The 20,938-nt window shown below is 66.0% G+C and carries 22 protein-coding genes; 17 read left to right on the forward strand and 5 right to left on the reverse strand.

The window, feature by feature from the left end; translation table 11 throughout:
- Window positions 1-129: 129 nt before the first annotated feature.
- The 11 genes from glyA (at window position 130) to BLQ10_RS00310 (ending at window position 9,921) form a co-directional block, all read left to right on the forward strand.
- Window positions 130-1,428 carry a serine hydroxymethyltransferase gene (gene glyA, locus BLQ10_RS00260; protein ID WP_091556977.1) on the forward strand — a complete coding sequence of 433 codons (1,299 nt, stop codon included), beginning with the start codon at window positions 130-132 and terminating at the stop codon, window positions 1,426-1,428.
- A 3-nt stretch (window positions 1,429-1,431) separates the two neighbouring features.
- The gene (locus BLQ10_RS00265; RefSeq protein ID WP_091556980.1) at window positions 1,432-2,355 is read left to right on the forward strand and encodes a bifunctional methylenetetrahydrofolate dehydrogenase/methenyltetrahydrofolate cyclohydrolase; all 924 of its coding nucleotides are present in this window, start codon (window positions 1,432-1,434) and stop codon (window positions 2,353-2,355) included.
- A gap of 183 nt (window positions 2,356-2,538) precedes the next feature.
- Entirely contained in the window at window positions 2,539-3,486 is a 948-nt protein-coding gene (locus BLQ10_RS00270) for an ABC transporter ATP-binding protein (protein ID WP_091556982.1), read from the forward strand.
- Window positions 3,479-4,354 carry an ABC transporter permease gene (locus tag BLQ10_RS00275; RefSeq protein ID WP_254785330.1) on the forward strand — a complete coding sequence of 292 codons (876 nt, stop codon included), beginning with the start codon at window positions 3,479-3,481 and terminating at the stop codon, window positions 4,352-4,354. Before BLQ10_RS00270 ends, BLQ10_RS00275 begins: the two co-directional genes overlap by 8 nt.
- Complete coding sequence (locus BLQ10_RS00280) at window positions 4,351-5,199, forward strand: ABC transporter permease (RefSeq protein WP_091556984.1); 849 nt, start codon at window positions 4,351-4,353, stop codon at window positions 5,197-5,199. The genes BLQ10_RS00275 and BLQ10_RS00280 overlap by 4 nt, the downstream gene beginning before the upstream one ends.
- A 45-nt stretch (window positions 5,200-5,244) precedes the next feature.
- Window positions 5,245-5,601: a VOC family protein gene (locus BLQ10_RS00285; protein ID WP_091556987.1), complete on the forward strand. Its 357-nt coding sequence runs from the start codon at window positions 5,245-5,247 to the stop codon at window positions 5,599-5,601.
- 117 nt (window positions 5,602-5,718) lie between these two features.
- Window positions 5,719-6,288 (forward strand): hypothetical protein, encoded by a 570-nt coding sequence (locus BLQ10_RS00290; RefSeq protein ID WP_091556990.1) that lies wholly within the window; start codon window positions 5,719-5,721, stop codon window positions 6,286-6,288.
- Between the two features lie 10 nt (window positions 6,289-6,298).
- Entirely contained in the window at window positions 6,299-7,132 is an 834-nt protein-coding gene (locus BLQ10_RS00295) for an exodeoxyribonuclease III (protein WP_091557881.1), read from the forward strand.
- Between the two features lie 21 nt (window positions 7,133-7,153).
- The gene (gene trpS / locus BLQ10_RS00300; RefSeq protein WP_091556993.1) at window positions 7,154-8,197 is read left to right on the forward strand and encodes a tryptophan--tRNA ligase; all 1,044 of its coding nucleotides are present in this window, start codon (window positions 7,154-7,156) and stop codon (window positions 8,195-8,197) included.
- A gap of 4 nt (window positions 8,198-8,201) precedes the next feature.
- A complete protein-coding gene (locus tag BLQ10_RS00305) occupies window positions 8,202-8,810 on the forward strand; it encodes a 2'-5' RNA ligase family protein (RefSeq protein WP_091556996.1) in 609 nt (202 codons plus the stop codon).
- Window positions 8,758-9,921: a YihY/virulence factor BrkB family protein gene (locus BLQ10_RS00310; protein ID WP_175558440.1), complete on the forward strand. Its 1,164-nt coding sequence runs from the start codon at window positions 8,758-8,760 to the stop codon at window positions 9,919-9,921. Before BLQ10_RS00305 ends, BLQ10_RS00310 begins: the two co-directional genes overlap by 53 nt.
- Here the strand turns inward: BLQ10_RS00310 and BLQ10_RS00315 are convergent.
- From BLQ10_RS00315 to sdhC, 5 genes are all read right to left on the reverse strand, one after another.
- Window positions 9,884-10,648 carry an alpha/beta hydrolase family protein gene (locus tag BLQ10_RS00315; protein WP_091557001.1) on the reverse strand — a complete coding sequence of 255 codons (765 nt, stop codon included), beginning with the start codon at window positions 10,646-10,648 and terminating at the stop codon, window positions 9,884-9,886. The genes BLQ10_RS00310 and BLQ10_RS00315 overlap by 38 nt on opposite strands.
- Before the next feature lie 100 nt (window positions 10,649-10,748).
- On the reverse strand, window positions 10,749-11,531 hold the full coding sequence (locus BLQ10_RS00320) for a succinate dehydrogenase iron-sulfur subunit (RefSeq protein ID WP_026537821.1): 783 nt from the start codon (window positions 11,529-11,531) through the stop codon (window positions 10,749-10,751).
- Window position 11,532: 1 nt separating this feature from the next.
- Entirely contained in the window at window positions 11,533-13,332 is a 1,800-nt protein-coding gene (gene sdhA, locus BLQ10_RS00325) for a succinate dehydrogenase flavoprotein subunit (protein WP_091557004.1), read from the reverse strand.
- A 179-nt stretch (window positions 13,333-13,511) separates the two neighbouring features.
- Window positions 13,512-14,006 (reverse strand): succinate dehydrogenase hydrophobic membrane anchor subunit, encoded by a 495-nt coding sequence (locus BLQ10_RS00330; RefSeq protein WP_091557007.1) that lies wholly within the window; start codon window positions 14,004-14,006, stop codon window positions 13,512-13,514.
- A gap of 3 nt (window positions 14,007-14,009) precedes the next feature.
- The gene (gene sdhC / locus BLQ10_RS00335) at window positions 14,010-14,390 is read right to left on the reverse strand and encodes a succinate dehydrogenase, cytochrome b556 subunit (RefSeq protein WP_091557009.1); all 381 of its coding nucleotides are present in this window, start codon (window positions 14,388-14,390) and stop codon (window positions 14,010-14,012) included.
- Window positions 14,391-14,669: 279 nt separating this feature from the next.
- Here sdhC and BLQ10_RS00340 point away from each other — a divergent pair, with 279 nt between their 5' ends.
- The 6 genes from BLQ10_RS00340 (at window position 14,670) to BLQ10_RS00365 (ending at window position 20,894) form a co-directional block, all read left to right on the forward strand.
- Window positions 14,670-15,803 (forward strand): mannose-1-phosphate guanylyltransferase, encoded by a 1,134-nt coding sequence (locus tag BLQ10_RS00340; protein ID WP_091557011.1) that lies wholly within the window; start codon window positions 14,670-14,672, stop codon window positions 15,801-15,803.
- Between the two features lie 96 nt (window positions 15,804-15,899).
- Complete coding sequence (locus BLQ10_RS00345; protein ID WP_091557013.1) at window positions 15,900-17,099, forward strand: amidohydrolase; 1,200 nt, start codon at window positions 15,900-15,902, stop codon at window positions 17,097-17,099.
- Between the two features lie 282 nt (window positions 17,100-17,381).
- Window positions 17,382-17,846: a MarR family winged helix-turn-helix transcriptional regulator gene (locus BLQ10_RS00350; protein ID WP_091557016.1), complete on the forward strand. Its 465-nt coding sequence runs from the start codon at window positions 17,382-17,384 to the stop codon at window positions 17,844-17,846.
- 111 nt (window positions 17,847-17,957) lie between these two features.
- Complete coding sequence (locus BLQ10_RS00355) at window positions 17,958-18,389, forward strand: organic hydroperoxide resistance protein (RefSeq protein ID WP_091557019.1); 432 nt, start codon at window positions 17,958-17,960, stop codon at window positions 18,387-18,389.
- Window positions 18,386-19,417 (forward strand): NADP-dependent oxidoreductase, encoded by a 1,032-nt coding sequence (locus BLQ10_RS00360; RefSeq protein WP_091557022.1) that lies wholly within the window; start codon window positions 18,386-18,388, stop codon window positions 19,415-19,417. Before BLQ10_RS00355 ends, BLQ10_RS00360 begins: the two co-directional genes overlap by 4 nt.
- A 370-nt stretch (window positions 19,418-19,787) precedes the next feature.
- Entirely contained in the window at window positions 19,788-20,894 is a 1,107-nt protein-coding gene (locus BLQ10_RS00365) for a BMP family lipoprotein (protein WP_091557025.1), read from the forward strand.
- Window positions 20,895-20,938: the final 44 nt, after the last annotated feature.

Raw genomic sequence — 20,938 nt, forward strand, 5'->3', positions numbered from 1 at the left:
GCGCCCGCGCGGGGTGTCATCCGCCGCTGTCGCGGCCCGCTGTCCAGGGGCCCGTAATCAAAGGGCGGTGCAACGGGCCAGCCGGTAGCCTGACCAATAGCCGTACCCGTTGCCTACCAGGAGTTCCTCGTGACTACTACCACCGCCACCTCAGCCGCCGTGAGCAACCAGCCGCTGGCCGAACTCGATCCGGAAATCGCCGCCGTACTCGCCCAGGAACTTGGCCGCCAGCGCGGCACCCTGGAAATGATCGCTTCCGAGAACTTCGCCCCGCGCGCCGTGATGGAAGCGCAGGGCTCCGTCCTGACCAACAAGTACGCCGAGGGCTACCCGGGACGCCGCTACTACGGCGGCTGTGAGTACGTCGACGTCGCCGAGCAGCTCGCGATCGACCGCGTCAAGGAACTCTTCGGCGCCGAATACGCCAACGTGCAGCCGCACTCCGGCGCGCAGGCCAACGCCGCCGCGCTCGCCGCCATGATCACCCCGGGCGACAAGATCCTGGGCCTCTCCCTGGCCCACGGCGGACACCTCACCCACGGCATGAAGCTGAACTTCTCCGGCAAGCTCTACAACGTGGCTGCCTACCAGGTCGAGGAAGATAACTTCCGGATCGACATGGACAAGCTGCGCGAGCAGGCCATCGCCGAAAAGCCCCAGGTGATCATCGCCGGCTGGTCTGCCTACCCGCGGCACCTCGATTTCGCTGCCTTCCGCTCGATCGCCGACGAGGTCGGCGCCCTGCTCTGGACCGACATGGCGCACTTCGCCGGCCTCGTCGCCGCCGGACTGCACCCGAGCCCGGTCCCGTACTCCGACGTCGTCACCTCCACGGTGCACAAGACGCTGTCCGGCCCGCGCTCGGGCGTGATCCTGGCCAAGCAGGAATGGGCCAAGAAACTCAATTCCGCGGTGTTCCCTGGCCAGCAGGGCGGCCCGCTCATGCACGTGATCGCCGCGAAGGCCGTGGCCTTCAAGATCGCCGGCACGGAAGAATTCAAGGAGCGCCAAGAGCGCGTGCTCGAAGGTGCCAAGATTATCGCCGAGCGCCTCGGCCAGGCCGACGTCGCCGACGCCGGCGTATCGGTCCTGACCGGCGGCACCGACGTGCACCTGGTCCTGGTGGACCTGCGCGACTGCGAGCTCAACGGGCAGGAAGCCGAGGACCGCCTCGCGGAAATCGACATCACGGTCAACCGCAACGCCGTCCCGTTCGACCCGCGTCCGCCGATGGTCACCTCCGGCCTGCGCATCGGCACCCCGGCCCTGGCCACCCGCGGCTTCGGCGCCGAGGAGTTCACCGAGGTCGCGGACATCATCGCCACGGCACTGAAATCCGGAGCTGCCACGGAGATCGAGACCCTGCAGGCCCGCGTGGACAAGCTCGCCGCCGACTTCCCGCTGTACCCGCAGCACGAGCAGTGGTAGGCCATGACTTCTGCTAAGACTGCAAGCACAGCACAGATCCTTGACGGCACGGCTACCGCCGCTGCCATCAAGGCCGAGCTGACCGGGCGCGTGGCCGCACTCAAGGCCAAGGGCATCACTCCCGGACTGGGCACCATCCTGGTGGGCTCCGATCCCGGCAGCACCTGGTATGTCGGCGGCAAGCACAAGGACTGCGCCCAGGTGGGCATCACGTCCATCCGCCGCGACCTGCCGGAAGAGACCACGCAGGACGAACTCCTGGCCGTGGTCCGCGAGCTCAACGAGAACCCGGAGTGCACCGGCTACATCGTCCAGCTGCCGCTTCCCAAGCACATCGACCAGGACGTCATCCTGGAGGCCATGGATCCCGAGAAGGACGCCGACGGCCTGCACCCGATGAACCTGGGCCGGCTCGTGGCCAACGTCAGCGGACCCATGAAGTCCCCGCTGCCCTGCACGCCCAAGGGCTGCGTGGAGCTGCTGACCCGGCACGGGATAGACCTCAACGGCAAGCGCGTCCTCGTGGTGGGCCGCGGCGTTACCATCGGCCGCCCGGTGGGGCTGCTGCTGACCCGCAAGGACGTCAATGCCACGGTCATCCTGGCCCACACCGGAACGGTGGACCTGCCGGCAGAACTGCGGCAGGCCGACGTCGTGATCGCCGCCGCAGGGCAGCCGCACATGATCAAGGCCGGGGACCTCAAGCCCGGCGCGATCGTGCTCGACGTCGGCGTCAGCCGGGTAGACGACGGCAACGGCAAGGCCGTGGTCACCGGAGACGTTGACCCCGCTGCGGCCGACGTCGCCGCATGGCTCTCGCCGAACCCCGGGGGAGTGGGACCCATGACCCGCGCCATGCTCCTCGCCAACGTGGTGGAAACCGCAGAACGCCAATTGGCGGCGAAAACCAACTCGGGGCTCGCCTAAGGCTTCCGCGGTGGTTGGGCCGGGCCCCGGCGGGCCCAACCGCCGCAGGATTCCGCACGTATCACCGCCGGCGGGCATAACGGAACGGATACGTCAGGAGTTTTTACGAAAAGACTCTTTCATAGTTTGCGGGGATCCACTACCGTAGTGCGGGTGTCCGAACTTGCCTCTAAAGAATCACCCGTGAGCAGCCCCTCTGACGCCGCTCTCCAGTACGTCATCACCGCCGAAAACCTCACCAAACGCTACGGCGACGTCACCGCCGTCGACGGTATCTCCTTCCGTGTCCCCGCCGGGGAAGCCTTCGGCTTGCTGGGCCCCAACGGCGCCGGCAAGTCCACCACGATGAAGATGATCGGCGGGGTCTCGCAGCGCACCTCCGGCAGCCTGAGCATCATGGGCCTGGACCCCGAACAGCACGGGCCGGAAGTCCGCGCCCACCTGGGCGTAGTGCCGCAGCAGGACAACCTGGACGAGGAACTGAAAGTCCGGGACAACCTGCTGGTGTACGGCCGCTACTTCGGCCTGCCCATGAGCTACCTCAAACCCAAGGCCGACGAGCTGCTCGAATTCGCCCAGCTTACGGACAAGGCCAAGTCCAAAGTGGACGCCCTGTCCGGGGGCATGAAGCGCCGCCTGACAATCGCCCGCTCGCTCATCAACGAGCCGCGGATCCTGCTGCTGGACGAACCGACCACGGGTCTGGACCCGCAGGCGCGGCACATCCTCTGGGACCGGCTGTTCCGGCTCAAGGAACAGGGCGTCACCCTGATCCTCACGACGCACTACATGGACGAGGCCGAGCAGCTGTGCGACCGCCTGATCGTAGTGGACAAGGGCAAGATCATGGCCGAAGGATCTCCGGCCAGCCTGATCCGCGAATACTCCACCCGGGAGGTCCTTGAACTGCGCTTCGGCTCGGAGCGCAATGCGAGCGTCGGCGCGGAGCTCGACGGCATCGGCGAACGCCTCGAGACCCTGCCGGACCGGGTGCTCATCTACGCCCACGACGGCGAGGCCGCCCTGGAGCAGGTCACCGCCCGGGGCCTGCGGCCCGTCACCTCGCTGGTCCGCCGCTCCTCGCTCGAAGACGTCTTCCTGCGCCTGACCGGCAGGAGCCTAGTTGACTAAGAAAGCAGAGTTGGCAATACAGGCGGCCACGACGGCGGCGGCGCCGGTCCTGCGCGCGCACTCGCCGGAAGTCTCGGCCGCCCGCGCCCGCCGCTGGGGCGCCTTCTTCTACGCCGAGCAGGTTCTCCGCGTCATGAAGGGCTACGGCTGGACCATCGTCATGTATGGCGTGGGCCAGCCGGTGGCCTACCTGTTCGCGATGGGCGTTGGCCTGGCCACGCTGGTGCAGGCCAACGGCGCCGGCGTATTCGGCGGGGTCAGCTACCTGACGTTCATCGCGCCGGCCCTGCTGATCTCGTCGGCCGTCATGACGGCCGCCAACGAGTTCACGTTTCCTGTGATGGACGGCTTCAAATGGCGGCGCGTCTACTACGGCCCGCACGCCTCGCCGCTGACCCCGGAGCAGATCGCCGGCGGCCAGATCATCGCCGTCACCGTCCGCTTCCTGCTGCAGTCGGCCATCTACTGCGCCGTGGTTGCGCTGTTTGGCGCCTCACCCGGCGCCTGGGGCTGGGTTTCGATCCTCATCGCCACGCTCGCCGGCCTGTCCTTTGGCCTGCCGCTCATGGCCTACGCGGCCACCATCAAGGAAGACCGGGGCCAGTTCGCCATGGTCATGCGGTTCATCGTCATGCCGCTGTTCCTGTTCTCCGGCACGTTCTTCCCGCTGGACACGCTTCCCCTCGGCGTCCGCTGGATCGGCTGGATCTCACCGATCTGGCACGGAACGGAACTTGGCCGCGTGGTCAGCTACGGCTATGAGGAAGAGCCGTGGCTCACCATCGTCCACCTCGTCTTCCTGCTGGGCCTGGCGGCTGTCGGCTGGGTCCTGACCAAACGCCAGTTCGCCAAAAGGATGGCCTCATGAGCGTCCTGACCGGAAATTTCAACGCAGGGGACCACAGCGTCACGGAAGCCGCACGCCGCCGGCGCTTCGGGCCCATCTACTCCCGGAACGTCCGCGCCGTCGTCGCCCGCGGGCTCATGGCCACCAAGAGCAGCAACTGGATGGTCATGGTCTCCGGGTTCTTCGAACCCGTGCTGTACCTGATCTCCATGGGCGTGGGACTGGGCGCCATTGTCGGTTCCGTCCAGGGTCCGGGCGGGCAGGAGATCAGCTACGCCGCATACATCGCGCCCGCACTGCTGGCCGTGTCCGCCATGAACGGCGCCGTGTATGACTCCACCTGGAATGTCTTCTTCAAGATGAACTTCGCCAAGCTGTACCAGGGCATGCTCTACACCTCGCTGGGGCCGCTGGATGTCGCCATGGGCGAAATCTTCCTGGCCCTGCTGCGCGGGGCCATGTACGCCACCGGCTTCACAGCCGTGATGGGCCTGATGGGCCTCATCACCACTCCGTGGGCCATCCTGATGATCCCGGCCTCGGTGCTGATCGCCTTTGGCTTCGCGAGCTTCGGCATGGGGATCACGAGCTTCATGAAGACGTTCCAGCAGATGGACTGGATCAACTTCGTGATGCTGCCGATGTTCCTCTTCAGCGCCACGTTCTACCCGCTCAGCGTCTACCCGCAGTCCATCCAGTGGTTCATCCAGGCCATGCCTCTCTGGCACGGTGTGGAACTGCTGCGCCAGATCAGCGTGGGTGTGTTCACCCCGGCCACCGCCGTGCACATCGGCTACTACCTCGTCATGATTGCCCTCGGCGTCCTGCTCACAACGAGCCGCCTGCGCAAGCTGTTCCTCAAATAAGGGCCGCGGCCGACCACCGCCCATTCCCCAAGTTAAGGAGATCCCATGATCGGCAAATGGCACGCACTCGTGATCGACTGCGAGCATCCGGACACCCTTGCAGGCTTCTACCAGGAGCTGCTGGGCATGATCCGGGTACAGGAAGACGCGGATTGGATCTCGATCGGTGACGCCGCCGACCGGCCCGCCGTCGCCTTCCAGCGCGTCGAACGGCTGGTCCGCCCGCAGTGGCCCGACGCCGAGCATCCGCAGCAGATGCACGTGGATGTCATGGTTGGGGACCTCGACGCCGGCGAGGCCGAGGTCCTCCGGCTCGGCGCCACGCGCCAAAGGGGCGGCGGAAAATCCTTCCGCGTCTACACGGACCCCAGCGGGCACCCGTTCTGCTTGGTCTTGTCCTAGGGGCCCGTCCTTTCGGCGGGGCCGGCGGGCGCAGACCGCCCGCAGGCCGGCCCCGCTGCCCGTTCGCCCGGGGTGGAAGCGCAGCCGTGGGCCGGTCCCGTTTGCGATAATGGGCTCATGCAATCTCTGGGTAGCTCCTCGTCCACGTCCAACGACAGCTCGGCCAGGGGCCGGTTCTCCATGTTCCGCATCAGCGGACCGGGGCTGCTGGTCTTCATCATCGCGTTCGTGGTGGCCGTGATCTTCGCGGCCAACCAGAACGACGTCGTGGGCTGGATCGTGGCGATCATCGCCGGCTTCTGGCTGGCGCTGGCCTCCTTCGTGGTGTTCAGCATCCAGAAGGCCGCGAAGAAGGCCGGGGCCAGGCTGAACGAGGCCCAGAACGCCTTCAACGCCGCGGCCGGGCGGCCGCCGGCGGCAGGCAGCGCTGACCAGGGCGGCACCCGCGTAGTCAGCGAACGCCGCGAATCGGACGGCGTCCGTGACATGAAGCTCGACCACTCCTTCAAGATCGTCCAGGTCCAGATCCGCGTCATCGAGCAGGAGCGCGCGAAGGGCGAGGCCGCGGACCGCGACACGATCAGCCGTGCCCTGGAGACCATCGAGATCACCGCCACCAACGCGCGGGACATGATCAAATCCTCGGGCGGCGACGACGCACCCGTTAGCGGAACCATCATCGACTAGAGTGGATCGCGTGAGCTCGGCATTGAAGAAGGACCACCTTCGCATCGCGTCAGTCAACGTCAACGGCCTGCGTGCCGCCTACAAGAAGGGCATGGCGGAGTGGCTTGAGCCGCGCGAGGTAGACATTTTGTGCCTCCAGGAGGTCCGTGCGCCCGATGCGGTCGTTGCGGAACTGCTCGGTGAGGGTTGGTACATCCTCCACGCCGAGGCTGAGGCCAAGGGACGCGCCGGCGTTGCCATCGCCTCTCGCGAAGAGCCCGTCGCAACCCGGGTGGGCATCGGCGATGACTTCTTCGCCACCACCGGACGCTGGGTCGAGGCGGACTACACCGTGCGCGATGCAGCCGGGGAAGCTTCACGACTGACCGTTGCGAGCGCCTACGTGCACTCGGGCGAGGCCGGCACTCCCAAACAGGACGATAAGTTCCGTTTCCTCGACGTCATGGTCAAGCGCCTGCCCGAACTCACCAAACACAGTGACCACGCGCTGGTGGTGGGCGACCTCAACGTCGGCCACACGGAGCTGGACATCAGGAACTGGAAGGGCAACGTGAAACGTGCCGGCTTCCTGCCGGAGGAGAGGGCCTATTTTGACCGCTTCTTCGGCGAAGAAATCGGCTGGAAGGATGTTCACAGGGGCCTGGCGGGTAACGTCGACGGCCCCTACACTTGGTGGTCGCAGCGGGGCCAGGCCTTCGACAACGACACCGGCTGGCGCATCGATTACCACATGGCCACGCCCGCTCTCGCTGCTGCCGCAGTGTCAGCCGTTGTTGACCGGGCAGCGTCCTGGGACACACGCTTCTCCGACCACGCCCCGCTGGTAGTGGACTACCGGCTCTAGAGTCCGAAGGTTTTTATCAACATGACTAGCTCAACCGTTGCTGCCGCTCAGAAGCGCATTCTCTCCGGCGCCAAGCCCACCGCGGATTCCCTGCACCTGGGCAACTACATCGGTGCCGTGCGCAACTGGGTGGACATGCAGTCCGAATACGACGCCGTGTTCTTCATCCCGGACCTCCACGCCATTACTGTCGACTTTGAGCCGTCCGAGTTGGCAAACCGGACCCGTGTGGTGGCGGCTCAGTACATTGCGGCCGGGATCGATCCCGACAAGTCCATCTTCTTCGTGCAGTCACATGTTCCCGAACACGCACAGCTGGCCTGGGCACTGAACTGCATCACGGGATTCGGCGAGGCATCCCGCATGACGCAATTCAAGGACAAGACCCAGAGGTCTGGCGCGGAAGCCGCGACCCTGGGCCTCTTCGCCTATCCGACCCTCATGGCAGCCGACATCCTGCTGTACCAGACCGACCTGGTGCCGGTGGGAGAGGACCAGCGCCAGCACCTTGAGTTGACCCGCAACCTGGCGCAGCGCTTCAACACGCGCTTCGGGGAGACATTCACGGTGCCGGAGGCGACCATCCTCAAGGCCAGCGCCAAGATTTACGACCTCCAAAACCCTGCGGTCAAGATGTCCAAGACGGGCGAGTCACCCAACGGATCCATCCAGCTGCTCGAAGACCCCAAGCTCGCGGCCAAACGCATCAAGTCCGCCGTGACCGATGCCGGAACGGAGATCCGCTTTGATCCTGAAGGCAAGCCCGGCGTCTCCAACCTGCTGACCATCTATTCGACGCTGACCGGTAAGCCCGTGGCTGAGCTGGAAGCCGAGTACCAGGGCAAAATGTACGGACACCTTAAGACGGATCTGGCCGAGGTGATGGTCGAATTCCTCACGCCGCTGCGGAACCGCACCAACGAGCTGATGGCCGATCCCGCGGAGCTGGACCGGCTCCTGGCCCAAGGCGCGGAGCGTGCCCGCGAGATTGCCTCAGTCACGCTTGCCCGGGTCTACGAGCGGATGGGCTTCCTGCCGTCCCTCAGCTTGGCCGGAGTCCGCTAGGTCAATGTCCTCCGTCAGCAAAGTCACCGCGAAAGCCGCCACGTCGAACGGACAGCGCAGCGAAGGCATCAGCATCGGTGTGATCCTGAGGTTCCCGGCGGACATCGCTGAGGAGCTCCAGCGCTGGCGGGCATCCTTCGGGGACCCGATGGCCGCCGTCGTCCCGGCCCACATCACGCTGGTCACCACCACCATGACGCAGGACTGGGACGCGACCCAACGCCATGTACGGGACGTGGCGAGCAGGCAGGAGCCTTTCACGGTGACCATCGCGGGGACCGGGTCTTTCCGGCCGGTGTCTCCGGTGGTCTTCCTGAACGTCGAGGACGGCTTCGGAGACTGCGTGAACCTGCACCGCCAGTTGCAGTCCGGCCCGCTGGAGCGGGAACTGCCGTTCGGCTACCATCCGCACGTTACTGTCGCCCACGACGTCGCCCCGGAAAGCCTCGACGAGGCCGAAACGGTCCTCAAGGACTACAGGGCCACGTTCCCTGTGGCTAGCATGGGACTTTACGAGCACGACGACAACGGCATCTGGCAGCTACGGGAAGAGCTTGACTTTGGGACCAAACCTGACCACAGAGGCCCGGACGGCACCGCAGACGCCCGATAAGCCGCCGCTTCCCACCGATCTGGCCGGGCTGAAACTGGAAGTCATCCGCAAGAGGGTCGAGTGGGGAAGGATTCGACGCTCCGGGGGCGGATGGATCGGGTCGCTGATGGCCATGGTGGCGTGGCTGCTGGCCCGCGTCAACACGCTGTTACCGGCGCGCGCGTACGCGCACTACCTCCGCCAGCACGGCCCGCTGTTGAGTGCCGGCATCGGGTTCAGGATGTTCTTCTCCATCACGGGCCTGTTGGCCACCGGATTCTCCATCGCCGGCATCGTCCTCAGCGGGCATCCGGCCCTGCTGGACCAGATCATCAAGAGTGTGGCCGCCGCCGCGCCGGGCCTCTTGAAGGTGAACGGCAACCCGGGGCTGGTTGATCCCCAGGAACTGCTGAACCCCACCAGCCTGGGCTGGGCAGCCGGGATCGCCGCTGTGGTGACGGTGTTCACGTCCCTGGGCTGGATCAGCGGCATCCGCGACGGAGTGCGGGGCATGATGCAGGTCGGCCCATTGCTGATGAATCCGATCCTGCAGATCCTCAAGGACGTCGGCACACTGCTCCTGATGGGAGTGGCCCTGGTGATCAGCTCCGCAGCCTCACTGATATTCGGTACGGCCGCGGGATGGGTGACCGAGCAGCTAGGCCTTGATCCGTTGGTAGCAGGGCCCCTGACGACCTCCATCACGATCCTCGTGCCGCTGCTGCTCGGTTGGGGTACCGCCCTGATCATGTACCGGGTGGCCGCCGGGCTGAAACCGGCCCGGCGCTCACTGCTGGAAGGGACCAGTCTCGCCGCGGTGGGCGCAACCGTTCTGCAGATCTTCAGCACCCAGCTGCTGGCCAGTGCCGGCAAGAACCCCATTCTGGCGCCTTTCGCCATCATCATCGGCCTGCTGATCTGGTTCAACCTGGTCAGCCAGGTCTATGTGATCTGCGCCGCGTGGGTGGCGATCCGGGAGAAGGACCTTGAGACCGAGCCCGCCACCGCGACCACCGGCTGGGGTGCCCGTCAGGTCCAGCCGGGCAAGACGCCGGTAGAGCCCCGGGCCCGCCGGAGGTCGCTGTCCACCGCGTTCAGGCGTCGAGGTACTGGTCGGCCCACGCCGAAATAATCTTCGCCGCACGGGCCGCCTGGCCCTTGCCCGTCAGGAGGTGGTCGCTGCCCTCCAGCGAGACGAAGCTGCGCGGGTGGCGTGCGGTCTGGAAGATGGTGCTGGCGTTTTCGATCCCCACCGTGTTGTCGGTGGGGGAGTGCAGCACCATGAGCGGCTTGTGCAGCTGATGGATGCAGTCCGTGAGGTCGGCGTTTTCGAGGTCCTCGACGAAGTGCCGGCGGATCTGAACCCGCTTGCCGCCAAGGTCCACCTCGGCGCTTCCGTCGCTCAGGATCCGGTCCAGCGCCGCGTCAAAGACGTGGGCCACGTGTTTTGGGGAGAAGGGTGCCCCCACCGTGGCCACGGCCTTGAGCTCCGGGATCTGCCGTGCGGCGGACAGGACGGCCGCGCCGCCGAACGAGTGGCCCACGAGCAAGGACACGCGCCGCTCCGAGTCCCGCATGAATTCGGCGGCCTTGACGGTGTCGGCCACCTTGTGGCTGAAGGATCCCTCCGACCACATTCCCGCGGACTCGCCGAGCCCCAGGTTGTCGAACCGGAGCATCCCCACGCCGTTGTCCGCTAGGGCCTTGCACATCCGCGAGGCCGAGGGGCTGTCCTTGCCCAGGGTGAAGCCGTGCGAAAACACGCCCCAGCCCTTCACCGGCCCCTCCGGGACGTCGATGATGCCGGAGAGCAGTTCGCCGGTGGAACCCTGGAAAGAGACTTTTTCTGAGCGGGACACGGTGTCCCCTTTCGTGTGAGGGGGAAAACGACGACGGCGCCCCCACCCAAAAGGTGAGAGGCGCCGTCGTCGTTTTTCTCTTGGTTCTGCCGAGCTGTTGTTAGACCTTGCGGGACAAAATGGCCTGCTTGACCTCGGCGATTGCCTGCGTGACCTGGATGCCGCGGGGGCATGCTTCGGTGCAGTTGAAGGTGGTGCGGCAGCGCCACACGCCTTCCTTGTCGTTGAGGATCTCCAGGCGCATGTCACCGGCGTCATCGCGGGAATCGAAGATGAAGCGGTGCGCGTTGACGATCGCGGCCGGGCCGAAGTACTGGCCGTCGGTCCAGAACACCGGGCAGGACGAGGTGCACGCGGCGCACAGGATGCACTTGGTGGTGTCGTCGAACCGTTCGCGGTCCTCGGCGGACTGCAGGCGTTCCTTGGTGGGTTCGTGGCCGCGGTTGATCAGGAAGGGCATGACTTCACGGAAGGACTGGAAGAACGGCTCCATGTCCACGATCAGGTCCTTCTCCACCGGCAGGCCCTTGATCGGCTCGACCGTGATGGGCTTGGACGTGTCCAGGTCCTTCAGCAGGGTCTTGCAGGCGAGGCGGTTGCGCCCGTTGATGCGCATGGCATCGGAGCCGCAGACGCCGTGGGCGCAGGAGCGGCGGAAGGAGACGCTGCCGTCCATCTCCCACTTGATCTTGTGCAGGGCGTCCAGGACACGGTCGGTGCCGTACATGGTGACCTTGAAGTCGTCCCACGTGGCGTCCTCGGAGACCTCCGGGTTGTAGCGGCGCACGCGCAGCGTGACGTCGAAGGACGGGATCTCCCCGCCGCCGCCGACGCCGGCGGGCAGTTCGATCTTGGATGCTGGCTCAGCGAGTTCAGCGCTCATCTTAGTACTTCCTCACCATCGGCTCGTAGCGCGTAAAGACCACCGGCTTGGTGCCAAGCCGGATGCCCGCAACTGCTTCTGCGGAACCGTCCGCCGGAGCATGCTCATCCTTGTACGCCATGGAGTGCTTCATGAATTTTTCGTCGTCGCGCTCGGGGAAGTCCTCGCGGAAGTGGCCGCCGCGGGATTCCTCACGGTGCAGGGCCGCCACGGTCATGACCTTGGCGAGCTCCAGCAGGAAGCCCAGCTCCACGGCCTCGAGCAGGTCCAGGTTGAAGCGCTTGCCCTTGTCCTGGACGCTGATGCGCTGGTACCGCTCCTCGAAGGAGGCAATGTCCTTCAGGACCTGGTTCAGCGTGTCGGCGGTGCGGAACACCTGCATGTTGGCGTCCATGGTGTCCTGCAGTTCCTTGCGGATCGCAGCGACCTTCTCGGTGCCGTCAGCGGTGCGGACGTGGTCCAGCAGGTTCAACGTGTAGGCCTCCGGGTCAGCGGGGAGCTCCACGAAGTCGGCGGTCTTGGCGTATTCGGCCGCGGCGATGCCGGCACGCTTGCCGAACACGTTGATGTCCAGCAGCGAGTTGGTGCCCAGGCGGTTGGAACCGTGGACGGAGACGCAGGCGACCTCGCCGGCGGCGTAGAGGCCCGGGACCACCGTGTCGTTGTCCTGGAGGACCTCGGCGGTGATGTTGGTGGGGATGCCGCCCATGGCGTAGTGCGCCGTCGGGAACACCGGGACCGGCTCCGTGTACGGCTCGACACCCAGGTAGGTGCGGGCGAACTCGGTGATGTCCGGCAGCTTGGCGTCGATGTGCGCAGGCTCAAGGTGCGTCAGGTCCAGGAGGACGTAGTCCTTGTTCGGGCCGCAGCCGCGTCCCTCACGGACTTCGTTGGCCATGGAGCGGGCCACGATGTCGCGCGGGGCGAGGTCCTTGATGGTGGGTGCGTAGCGCTCCATGAAGCGTTCGCCCTCGGAGTTGCGCAGGATCGCGCCTTCGCCGCGGGCAGCCTCGGAGAGCAGGATGCCCAGGCCGGCCAGGCCTGTCGGGTGGAACTGGAAGAACTCCATGTCCTCCAGCGGGATGCCCCGGCGGAACGCGATGCCCATGCCGTCACCGGTGAGGGTGTGGGCGTTGGAGGTGGTCTTGAAGACCTTGCCGGCGCCGCCGGAGGCGAACACCACGGACTTGGCCTGGAAGACGTGCAGCTCGCCGGAGGCGAGGTCATAGGACACGACGCCGGCGACGCGCTTCTGCTTGTACGGCGTGCCGTCCTCGCGGACAGCATCCTCTTCGACGGTCAGCAGGTCCAGGACGTAGTACTCGTTGTAGAACTCAACGTTGTGCTTGACGCAGTTCTGGTACAGGGTCTGCAGGATCATGTGGCCGGTGCGGTCGGCGGCGTAGCAGGCGCGGCGGACCGGTGCCTTGCCGTGGTCGCGGGTGTGCCCACCGAAACGGCGCTGGTCAATGCGGCCCTCGGGCGTGCGGTTGAACGGCAGGCCCATCTTTTCCAGGTCCAGGACGGCGTCGATCGCTTCCTTCGCCATGACCTCGGCGGCGTCCTGGTCAACCAGGTAGTCGCCACCCTTGATGGTGTCGAAGGTGTGCCACTCCCAGTTGTCTTCCTCGACGTTGGCCAGGGCCGCACACATGCCGCCCTGCGCCGCGCCGGTGTGGGACCGGGTGGGGTAGAGCTTGGTCAGTACTGCTGTTCGGGCGCGCTGACCTGATTCGATCGCCGCGCGCATCCCGGCGCCACCGGCACCGACGATCACGACGTCGTACTTATGGACCTGCATACCAGACGCTCTTTCTCTCAAAATTCGCTATAACCCACCGGCAGGCCGCGCCTGCCGGTGAATTCTCATGCAATCTTCGCCTGCGCTCGGCAGGCAAGATCAGTTGCCGTGACGGACCGCAAGTTCTTGCCCGAACGGGCAGGGGTCCGCGGCGGTTCCGCCGTTACGGCCTTTGCCGTTTATGGCGCCGGGCAGAAGCCGCCGGGAAGCTGGACGCCGTTGGCCACGGGGCACGGATTGAACGTGAAGATGACCAGAGTGCCCAGGACGATGATGACCGTGGTGGCTGCGTAAAGCACGATCTTCAGCCACAGGCGCGTGGCGTCCTTTTCCGCGTAGTCATTGATGATCGTGCGGACGCCGTTTGTGCCGTGCAGCATGGCGAGCCACAGCATGGCCAGGTCCCAGAACTGCCAGAACGGGTCGGCCCATTTGCCGGCCACAAAGCCGAAGTCGATCGCGTGGATGCCTTCGCCGACCAGCAGGTTGACGGTCAGGTGGCCGAAGATCAGCACCACCAGCACGACGCCGGAGAGACGCATGAAAAGCCAGGCGAGCATCTCGAAGTTGCCCTTGGAACCGCCGCTGCGGCGGTACTTGGGCGCGATCCTGCCACTACTGGGCTTTCCGCTACTGGGGTTTCCACTACGCGGGGGCTGAATGGTTGCAGTCATGGCTTAGTGACCTCCAAGGGCGAGGGACAGGTGGCGGATGGAGAAGCCGACCATGACGACGACCCAGAGACCCAGGACGGTCCAGAGCATCTGGCGCTGGTACTTGGCACCCTTCTTCCAGAAGTCGACGGCGATGATCCGCAGGCCGTTGAAGGCGTGGAACACGATCGCCGCGACGAGGCCCGTTTCACCCAGGGCCATGAGGGGGTTCTTGTAAGTACCAATCACTGCGGTGTAGGCCTCGGGGGACACACGCACCAATGAGGTGTCCAGCACGTGGACCAACAAGAAGAAGAAAATCACTACACCGGTAATGCGGTGTCCAACCCAGGACCACATGCCTTCACGGCCGCGGTACAAGGTGCCAGCTGGTTTTGTCGGCACTGAATAAACCTCCCTGCAACACAGCGGCGCTGGCATGGGATCCACGCGGGGGGAACGCCTGCTGCGAGAGCACTCGTAAGCTCAAGCCTAAATCTAGGCTTCGCTCACAGCTTATTCAATTTAGGAACCCCTTGTTGACAGGCCCCGGCGCGGTTTTGCGCCGGTTTTGAGACAAACGCCACATTTGTGTGTTACTGCGGCCGTGGCCGCAGGGGCTGGAAGGGCGCGATCCCGGCCCAATCGGGGCTGATTCGGCCGCCGTCGGCTAAAGTAGCCGTGATGACTACAGACAAAGTGACAAGCCAGGATTCACCGCTGGACCGATTTATTGCGGTCATTCCGGCGGGAGGGGTGGGGACCCGTCTCTGGCCCCTGTCACGGGCAGCAGCCCCGAAATTCCTTCACGACCTCACCGGTTCGGGCAGCACCTTGCTGCGCGCGACCTATGACCGCCTCCAGCCCGTCGCCGGCACGCACGTGCTGGTGGTGACCGGCGCCGCCCACAAGGCAGCAGTCTGCCGCCAACTGCCTGAGGTCCTGGACTCCAACCTTGTCCTGGAAAGCGAACCCAAGGACTCCGGTGCAGCGATCGGCCTCGCCGCGGCCATCCTCCACGAGCGGGACCCGGACACCATCATGGGCTCGTTCGCTGCGGACCAGGTCATCAGCCCGGACGACCTCTTCCAGGACGCCGTCCGTGAGGCCGTCTACACCGCAGCCGCGGGGAAGATCGTCACCATCGGCATTAAACCGACCCATCCCTCCACCGGATTCGGCTACATCCGCTCCGGCGCGAACCTCAACATCCCCGACGCGCCCAGCGCGCAGTCCGTGGTGGAGTTCGTGGAGAAGCCCAGCGAGGAAGTGGCCCAGCAGTACGTCGACAGCGGGGAATATGTCTGGAACGCCGGCATGTTCGTGGCGCCGGTCTCGCTGATGCTCAAGCACCTCGAGGCCAACCAGCCCGAGCTCTTCGCCGGACTCCAGGAAATCGCCAAGGCCTGGGACACCCCGGAGCGCGACGCCGTCACTGCCCGGGTGTGGCCCATGCTGCCCAAGATCGCCATTGACTACGCCGTCGCCGAACCGGCCGCCGCCGCGGGCGACGTCGCCGTGGTGCCCGGAACGTTCCTCTGGGACGACGTCGGGGACTTCGCCTCCGTGGGCCGCCTCAACAGCGCCAAGGAAGTCGACGAGGTCACGGTACTGGGCGAGGGCGCACGCGTTTTCACCGAGAACGCCAGTGGCGTGGTGGTCTCCGATACCAAGCGGGTGATCGCTTTGATCGGCATCAAGGATGTCGTGATCGTTGACACCCCGGACGCCCTGCTGGTCACCACCAAGGAACACTCGCAGCGGGTCAAGCAGGCCGTGGATGCCATCAAGGCCAAGGGCGACACCGACGTCCTGTAGGCGGATTGGAGCGAATCAGGCATGTGCAATGTTCAGCAATCCGTAACGCGCCGTACCCGATGCCGCTATTTATTGTCCGCTCGCTAGAGTTATTCCGTGCGCAACTACTCGACTGAAGCTGAGCCCACGACTCTCGTGGGGCCGTGGCTGGAGCCCCTCCTGCCGGAGCTGATCGCGTTCCGCCGCGACCTCCATGCGCACCCGGAACTTTCGTTCAAGGAGTACCGCACCACCGACAAACTGGCCAAGCGGCTCGAGGAAGCCGGGCTCAAACCCCGCCGCCTCGAGGGCACGGGCCTGACGGTCGACGTCGGACAGGGTCCCATTGCGACCGCCCTGCGCGGGGACATCGACGCCCTGCCGATCATCGAGGAAACGGGCCTTGAGTTCGCCTCGAAGAACCACGGCGTGACCCACGCCTGCGGCCACGACGTGCACACCACCACCATGCTCGGCATTGCGCTGGTCCTGCAGCGGATGCATGAGCAGTCCCCGCTGCGGGGGACGGTCCGGATCATCTTCCAGCCGGCCGAGGAAACCATGCCCGGCGGCGCCAACGCGTGCATCGAGCAGGGGGTCCTGGAAGGCGTGCCGCGCATATTGGCGCTGCATTGCGATCCCCGGATCGAGATCGGCAAGGTCGGCACCCGGATCGGGGCCATCACCTCGGCCTCGGACACCATCAAGATTGAACTCTCCGGCCGCGGAGGCCATACCTCGCGCCCCCACCTGACCGAGGAGCTGATCTTCGCCCTGGCGCAGATCGCGGTCAATGTTCCCGCCGTGCTCTCGCGCCGCGTCGATGTCCGCAGCGGCGTGTCCGTGGTCTGGGGCCAGATCTCCGCAGGCTCGGCCCCGAACGCCATCCCCGGAAGCGGCTACATGGCCGGCACCATGCGGTGCCTGGACCGCGAGGCCTGGCACGACGCCGGCGAGCTGCTCGACGACATCATCCGGCAGATCGCCGAGCCCTACGGCGTCGACGTCCACCTGGAACACACCCGCGGTGTTCCGCCGGTGGTCAACTCCGAACACGAGACCGCGCTGATCGAGGCGGCGGCCCGCGCCGAAATCGGCGAGGGCGCCGTGGTCCTGACCCCGCAGTCCATGGGCGGGGAAGACTTCGCCTGGTTCCTGGCCGACACCCCCGGCGCCATGATGCGCCTCGGCACCAAGACCCCCGGCGGTGAAGAGTACGACCTCCACCGCGGCGACTACATCGTTGACGAGCGGGCGCTCGGCTTCGGCATCCAGGTGCTCACGGCCGCGGCCCTGCGCACCATCCGCGATCTGTAAATCCCGCAGTTACCCGCGACTCTTACCTCCGCCCGGGCCCCTACACCGGGCCGTCGCCGCCGCGCGCCCGCCCCGCTGCACCGGGCCAGGACCGCCGCGCGGAGTTTCCCCACCTATGCCGGCACTACGTCGGGACACGCCGTCGGTGCAGGCCGACACGCCGTCGGCACCCGTCAAACGTGGGGAAACTCGGCGCCCGCGGCTGGGACGGCGCCGCGCTGGCATAATTGAGTTGTGCACAACTGAATTGCCCGCAATCGAATTGTGCAGTACGGTGGAGTCATGACCACGCCAGAAGAGGCCCGCACCGCCGGCCCGGAAGCGCTCCGCCTGAACCGGCAGGTGTGCTTCGCGATGTACTCGGCCTCGCGCGCCGCGACGGCCGCCTACCGGCCCATGCTGGAGGAGCTCGGCCTGACCTACCCGCAGTACCTCGCCATGCTGGTGCTCTGGGAAGCGGAGCCGCGCAGCGTCCGTGAACTGGGGGAGGAGCTCGGACTCGACTCCGGCACGCTGTCGCCGCTGCTCAAGCGGCTCGAAGCACTAGGCCTCGTCCAACGCCGCCGGTCCGCCGAGGACGAGCGCCGCGTGGAGGTCTTCCTCACCGACGCCGGCGCCGCCCTGAGAGCCAGGGCCAGCGGTATCCCGCAGCGCCTGGCGGACGCCGCCGGCCTCACGGCCGCGGAACTGGACCAGCTCCGCGACACCCTGGGGCGGCTGGCCAACGCGCTCCACGCCTCCCACTGAGACCTCCCCGCAGAAACCTCCCCACAACGGCTTTCCCCCGCATGGCTTTCCCGCTGAGCCTGCCCCGCGTTTTTCAACCAAAAATTTTCCCGCCGACAGAACGGAAACCCCATGAAGACCCTCTACACAGCCGAGGCCCTGGCCTCCGGCGAAGGCCGCGACGGCACCGCCGTCAGCAAGGACGGCAAGCTCAGCGTCACCCTCGCCAGCCCGGTGGAACTCGGCGGCGACGGGGCAGGAACCAACCCCGAGCAGCTCTTCGCCGCCGGCTACGCCGCGTGCTTCCACTCGGCCCTCCGTCTGGTCGGCCGCCAGCAAAAAGCTGACCTGACGGATTCCGCCGTCGCCGCGAGGATCCACCTCGGCGCCCTCGACGGCGGCACCGGCTATGGCATCGCCGCCGAACTCGAGATCGCCCTTCCCGCCGTGGACCGCGAAACCGCTGAGGCCCTCGTGGCCAAGGCCCACGAGGTTTGCCCCTACTCCAACGCCACCCGAGGCAACATCACTGTCGACATCACGATCCTGGAGGTCGCCGCATGAGCACCAACACCGAAACTCCCACCCTGCCCGCCACCAGCCGAGAGATCCAGCTGGCATCCCGTCCGCACGGCCGCCCCGTGCCGGAGAACTTCCGCCTCGCCGAGTCGCCGTTGCCCGAACTGCAGGACGGCCAGGTCCTGGTCCGCAACCTCTACATCTCGGTGGACCCCTACATGCGCGGGCGCATGAATGACGTCAAGTCCTACTCCGCGCCGTTTGCGCTCGATGCCGCGATGGATGGTGGCGCCGTTGGCGAAGTCATCGCGTCCCGGGCCGACGGGCGCGCTGTCGGCGATACCGTCGTGCACAGCCTCGGCTGGCGGGAATACGCCGTCGTCGATGCCGCGGCCACCACCCCGGCGCGCACGGACCTGGCCCCAGCCTCGGCGTTCCTCGGCGCCCTCGGCATGACCGGCCTGACCGCCTACGCCGGCCTGCTCAAGGTCGCCGAGCTCAAACCCGGCGAGGTCGTCTTCGTCTCGGGCGCCGCCGGCGCTGTCGGCTCGCTCGTGGGCCAGATCGCCAAGGCCATGGGCGCGTCCCGCGTGATCGGCAGCGCGGGCTCGCCGGAGAAGGTGGCGCGGCTCCTCGACCTCGGCTTCGACGCCGCGTTCAACTACCACGACGGCCCTCTGGCCAAACAGCTAGCCGCAGCCGCGGGTGAGCGCGGGATTGACGTCTACTTCGACAACGTCGGCGGCGAGCATCTCGAGGCCGCGTTGTCCGCGCTCACCGTCGGTGGCCGGGTGGCCATGTGCGGCGCCATTTCGCAGTACAACGCAACCGAGCCAACGCCGGCGCCGCGGAACCTCATGCAGGCGATCGGCAAGCAGTTGACGCTCAAGGGCTTCCTTGTCGGCGGCTACTGGCAGCACATGGCCGAGTTTGTCGAGGCCATGTCCGGCTGGCTCGCCGACGGGACGGTCAGCTATGACGAGACTGTGGTGGACGGCCTGGAGAACGCCCCGCAGGCCTTCATGGACCTGCTCGACGGCGCCAACACCGGCAAGATGCTCGTCCGGCTGTAGCCCGACGAGCGCGCCCCACCAGATACACACACGCCTCCGGCGCTGTTTTCCCGCTACGACGCCTCCGGCGCTGTTTTCCCGCTACGACGCCTCCGGCGCCAGTTCCTGCGGGGACCGGCGCCGGAGGCGTTTGTGCGCCTTCGCTGGCAGGATGGCCCGGCTACCCCTAGGTAACAAGTTCTCAACAATCTGGGTAATTGCTGTGAAGTCTGCTACGTGCACGTGGCGCAGGCCACTAAAGTAGCTTCCATCAGTGCGCCTCGGCGCAGTGCTGCGAATCCATCAGTGACAACAGAGATCAGCGGAACACCGCAGACAGACACTCATTGAACTTCCGTCGTAGCGCCTAATCTTTCTTCCTGGAGGAAAATTGAAGAACTCTCTGCGTGCCACCCTCAAGCGCGGATCAGTGGCCGGGGTCGCCACCGCGGGCGCGGCTGCACTCCTGCTGACTGGCTGCGGGGCTGCCCCGGAGGCCAGCACCGCCACCAACACCGCCAGCAACTACAAGGGCTGCATCGTGTCCGACTCGGGTGGGTTCGATGACCAGTCGTTCAACCAGTCCTCCTACGAGGGCCTGAAGAAGGTCACGTCGGAGCTGGGCCTGAAGATGAACCAGGCCGAGTCCAAGACGAACAATGACTTCGAGCCGAACCTGCGCGCCATGGTCTCCGCCGGCTGCAACCTGACCGTCACGGTCGGCTTCCTTCTCGGTGACGCCACCAAGTCCCAGGCCACCGCGAACCCGGACAAGCACTTCGCCATCATCGACTTCGGCTACGACACCCCGGTCAGCAACGTCAAGCCGATCATCTACGACACGGCCCAGGCCGCGTTCCTCGCCGGCTACCTGGCAGCAGGCACCACCAAGACCGGAACGGTCGCCACCTTCGGCGGCATCAAGATCCCCACGGTCACCATCTTCATGGACGGCTACGCCGACGGCGTGAAGTACTACAACGAGCAGAAGGGCAAGAACGTCAAGGTCCTTGGCTGGGACAAGGCCAAGCAGGACGGCTCCTTCACCGGCGACTTCGAAAAGCAGGACAAGGGCAAGCAGTTCACCCAGAACTTCCTGGACCAGGGCGCCGACATCGTGATGCCCGTCGCCGGCCCGGTCGGCAAGGGTGCAGGCGCGGCCCTCCAGGAAGCCAAGGCAGCCGGCAAGGACGTCAAGCTCATCTGGGTTGACTCCGACGGCTTCCTCACGGCACCGGATTACAAAGACATTATGCTCTCCTCCGTCATGAAGCAGATGGGCCAGGCCGTCGAGACGGTCGTCAAGCAGGACAAGGACGGCCAGTTCACCAACAAGCCGTACGTTGGCACCCTCGCGAACGACGGCGTCCAGCTGGCCCCGTTCCACGACATGGACTCCCAGGTTCCGGCCGAACTCAAGTCCGAGCTGGACCAGATCAAGAAGGACATCGCCAGCGGCAAGCTGAAGGTTGAATCCGCAGCCAGCCCGAAGGCCTAACACCCTCCGCTAAGCGCCACGGCCCGTCCGGTCATCACCGCACG

Origin of the sequence: Arthrobacter sp. ok362, from assembly GCF_900102785.1 — a bacterium.
Classification (GTDB): domain Bacteria; phylum Actinomycetota; class Actinomycetes; order Actinomycetales; family Micrococcaceae; genus Arthrobacter.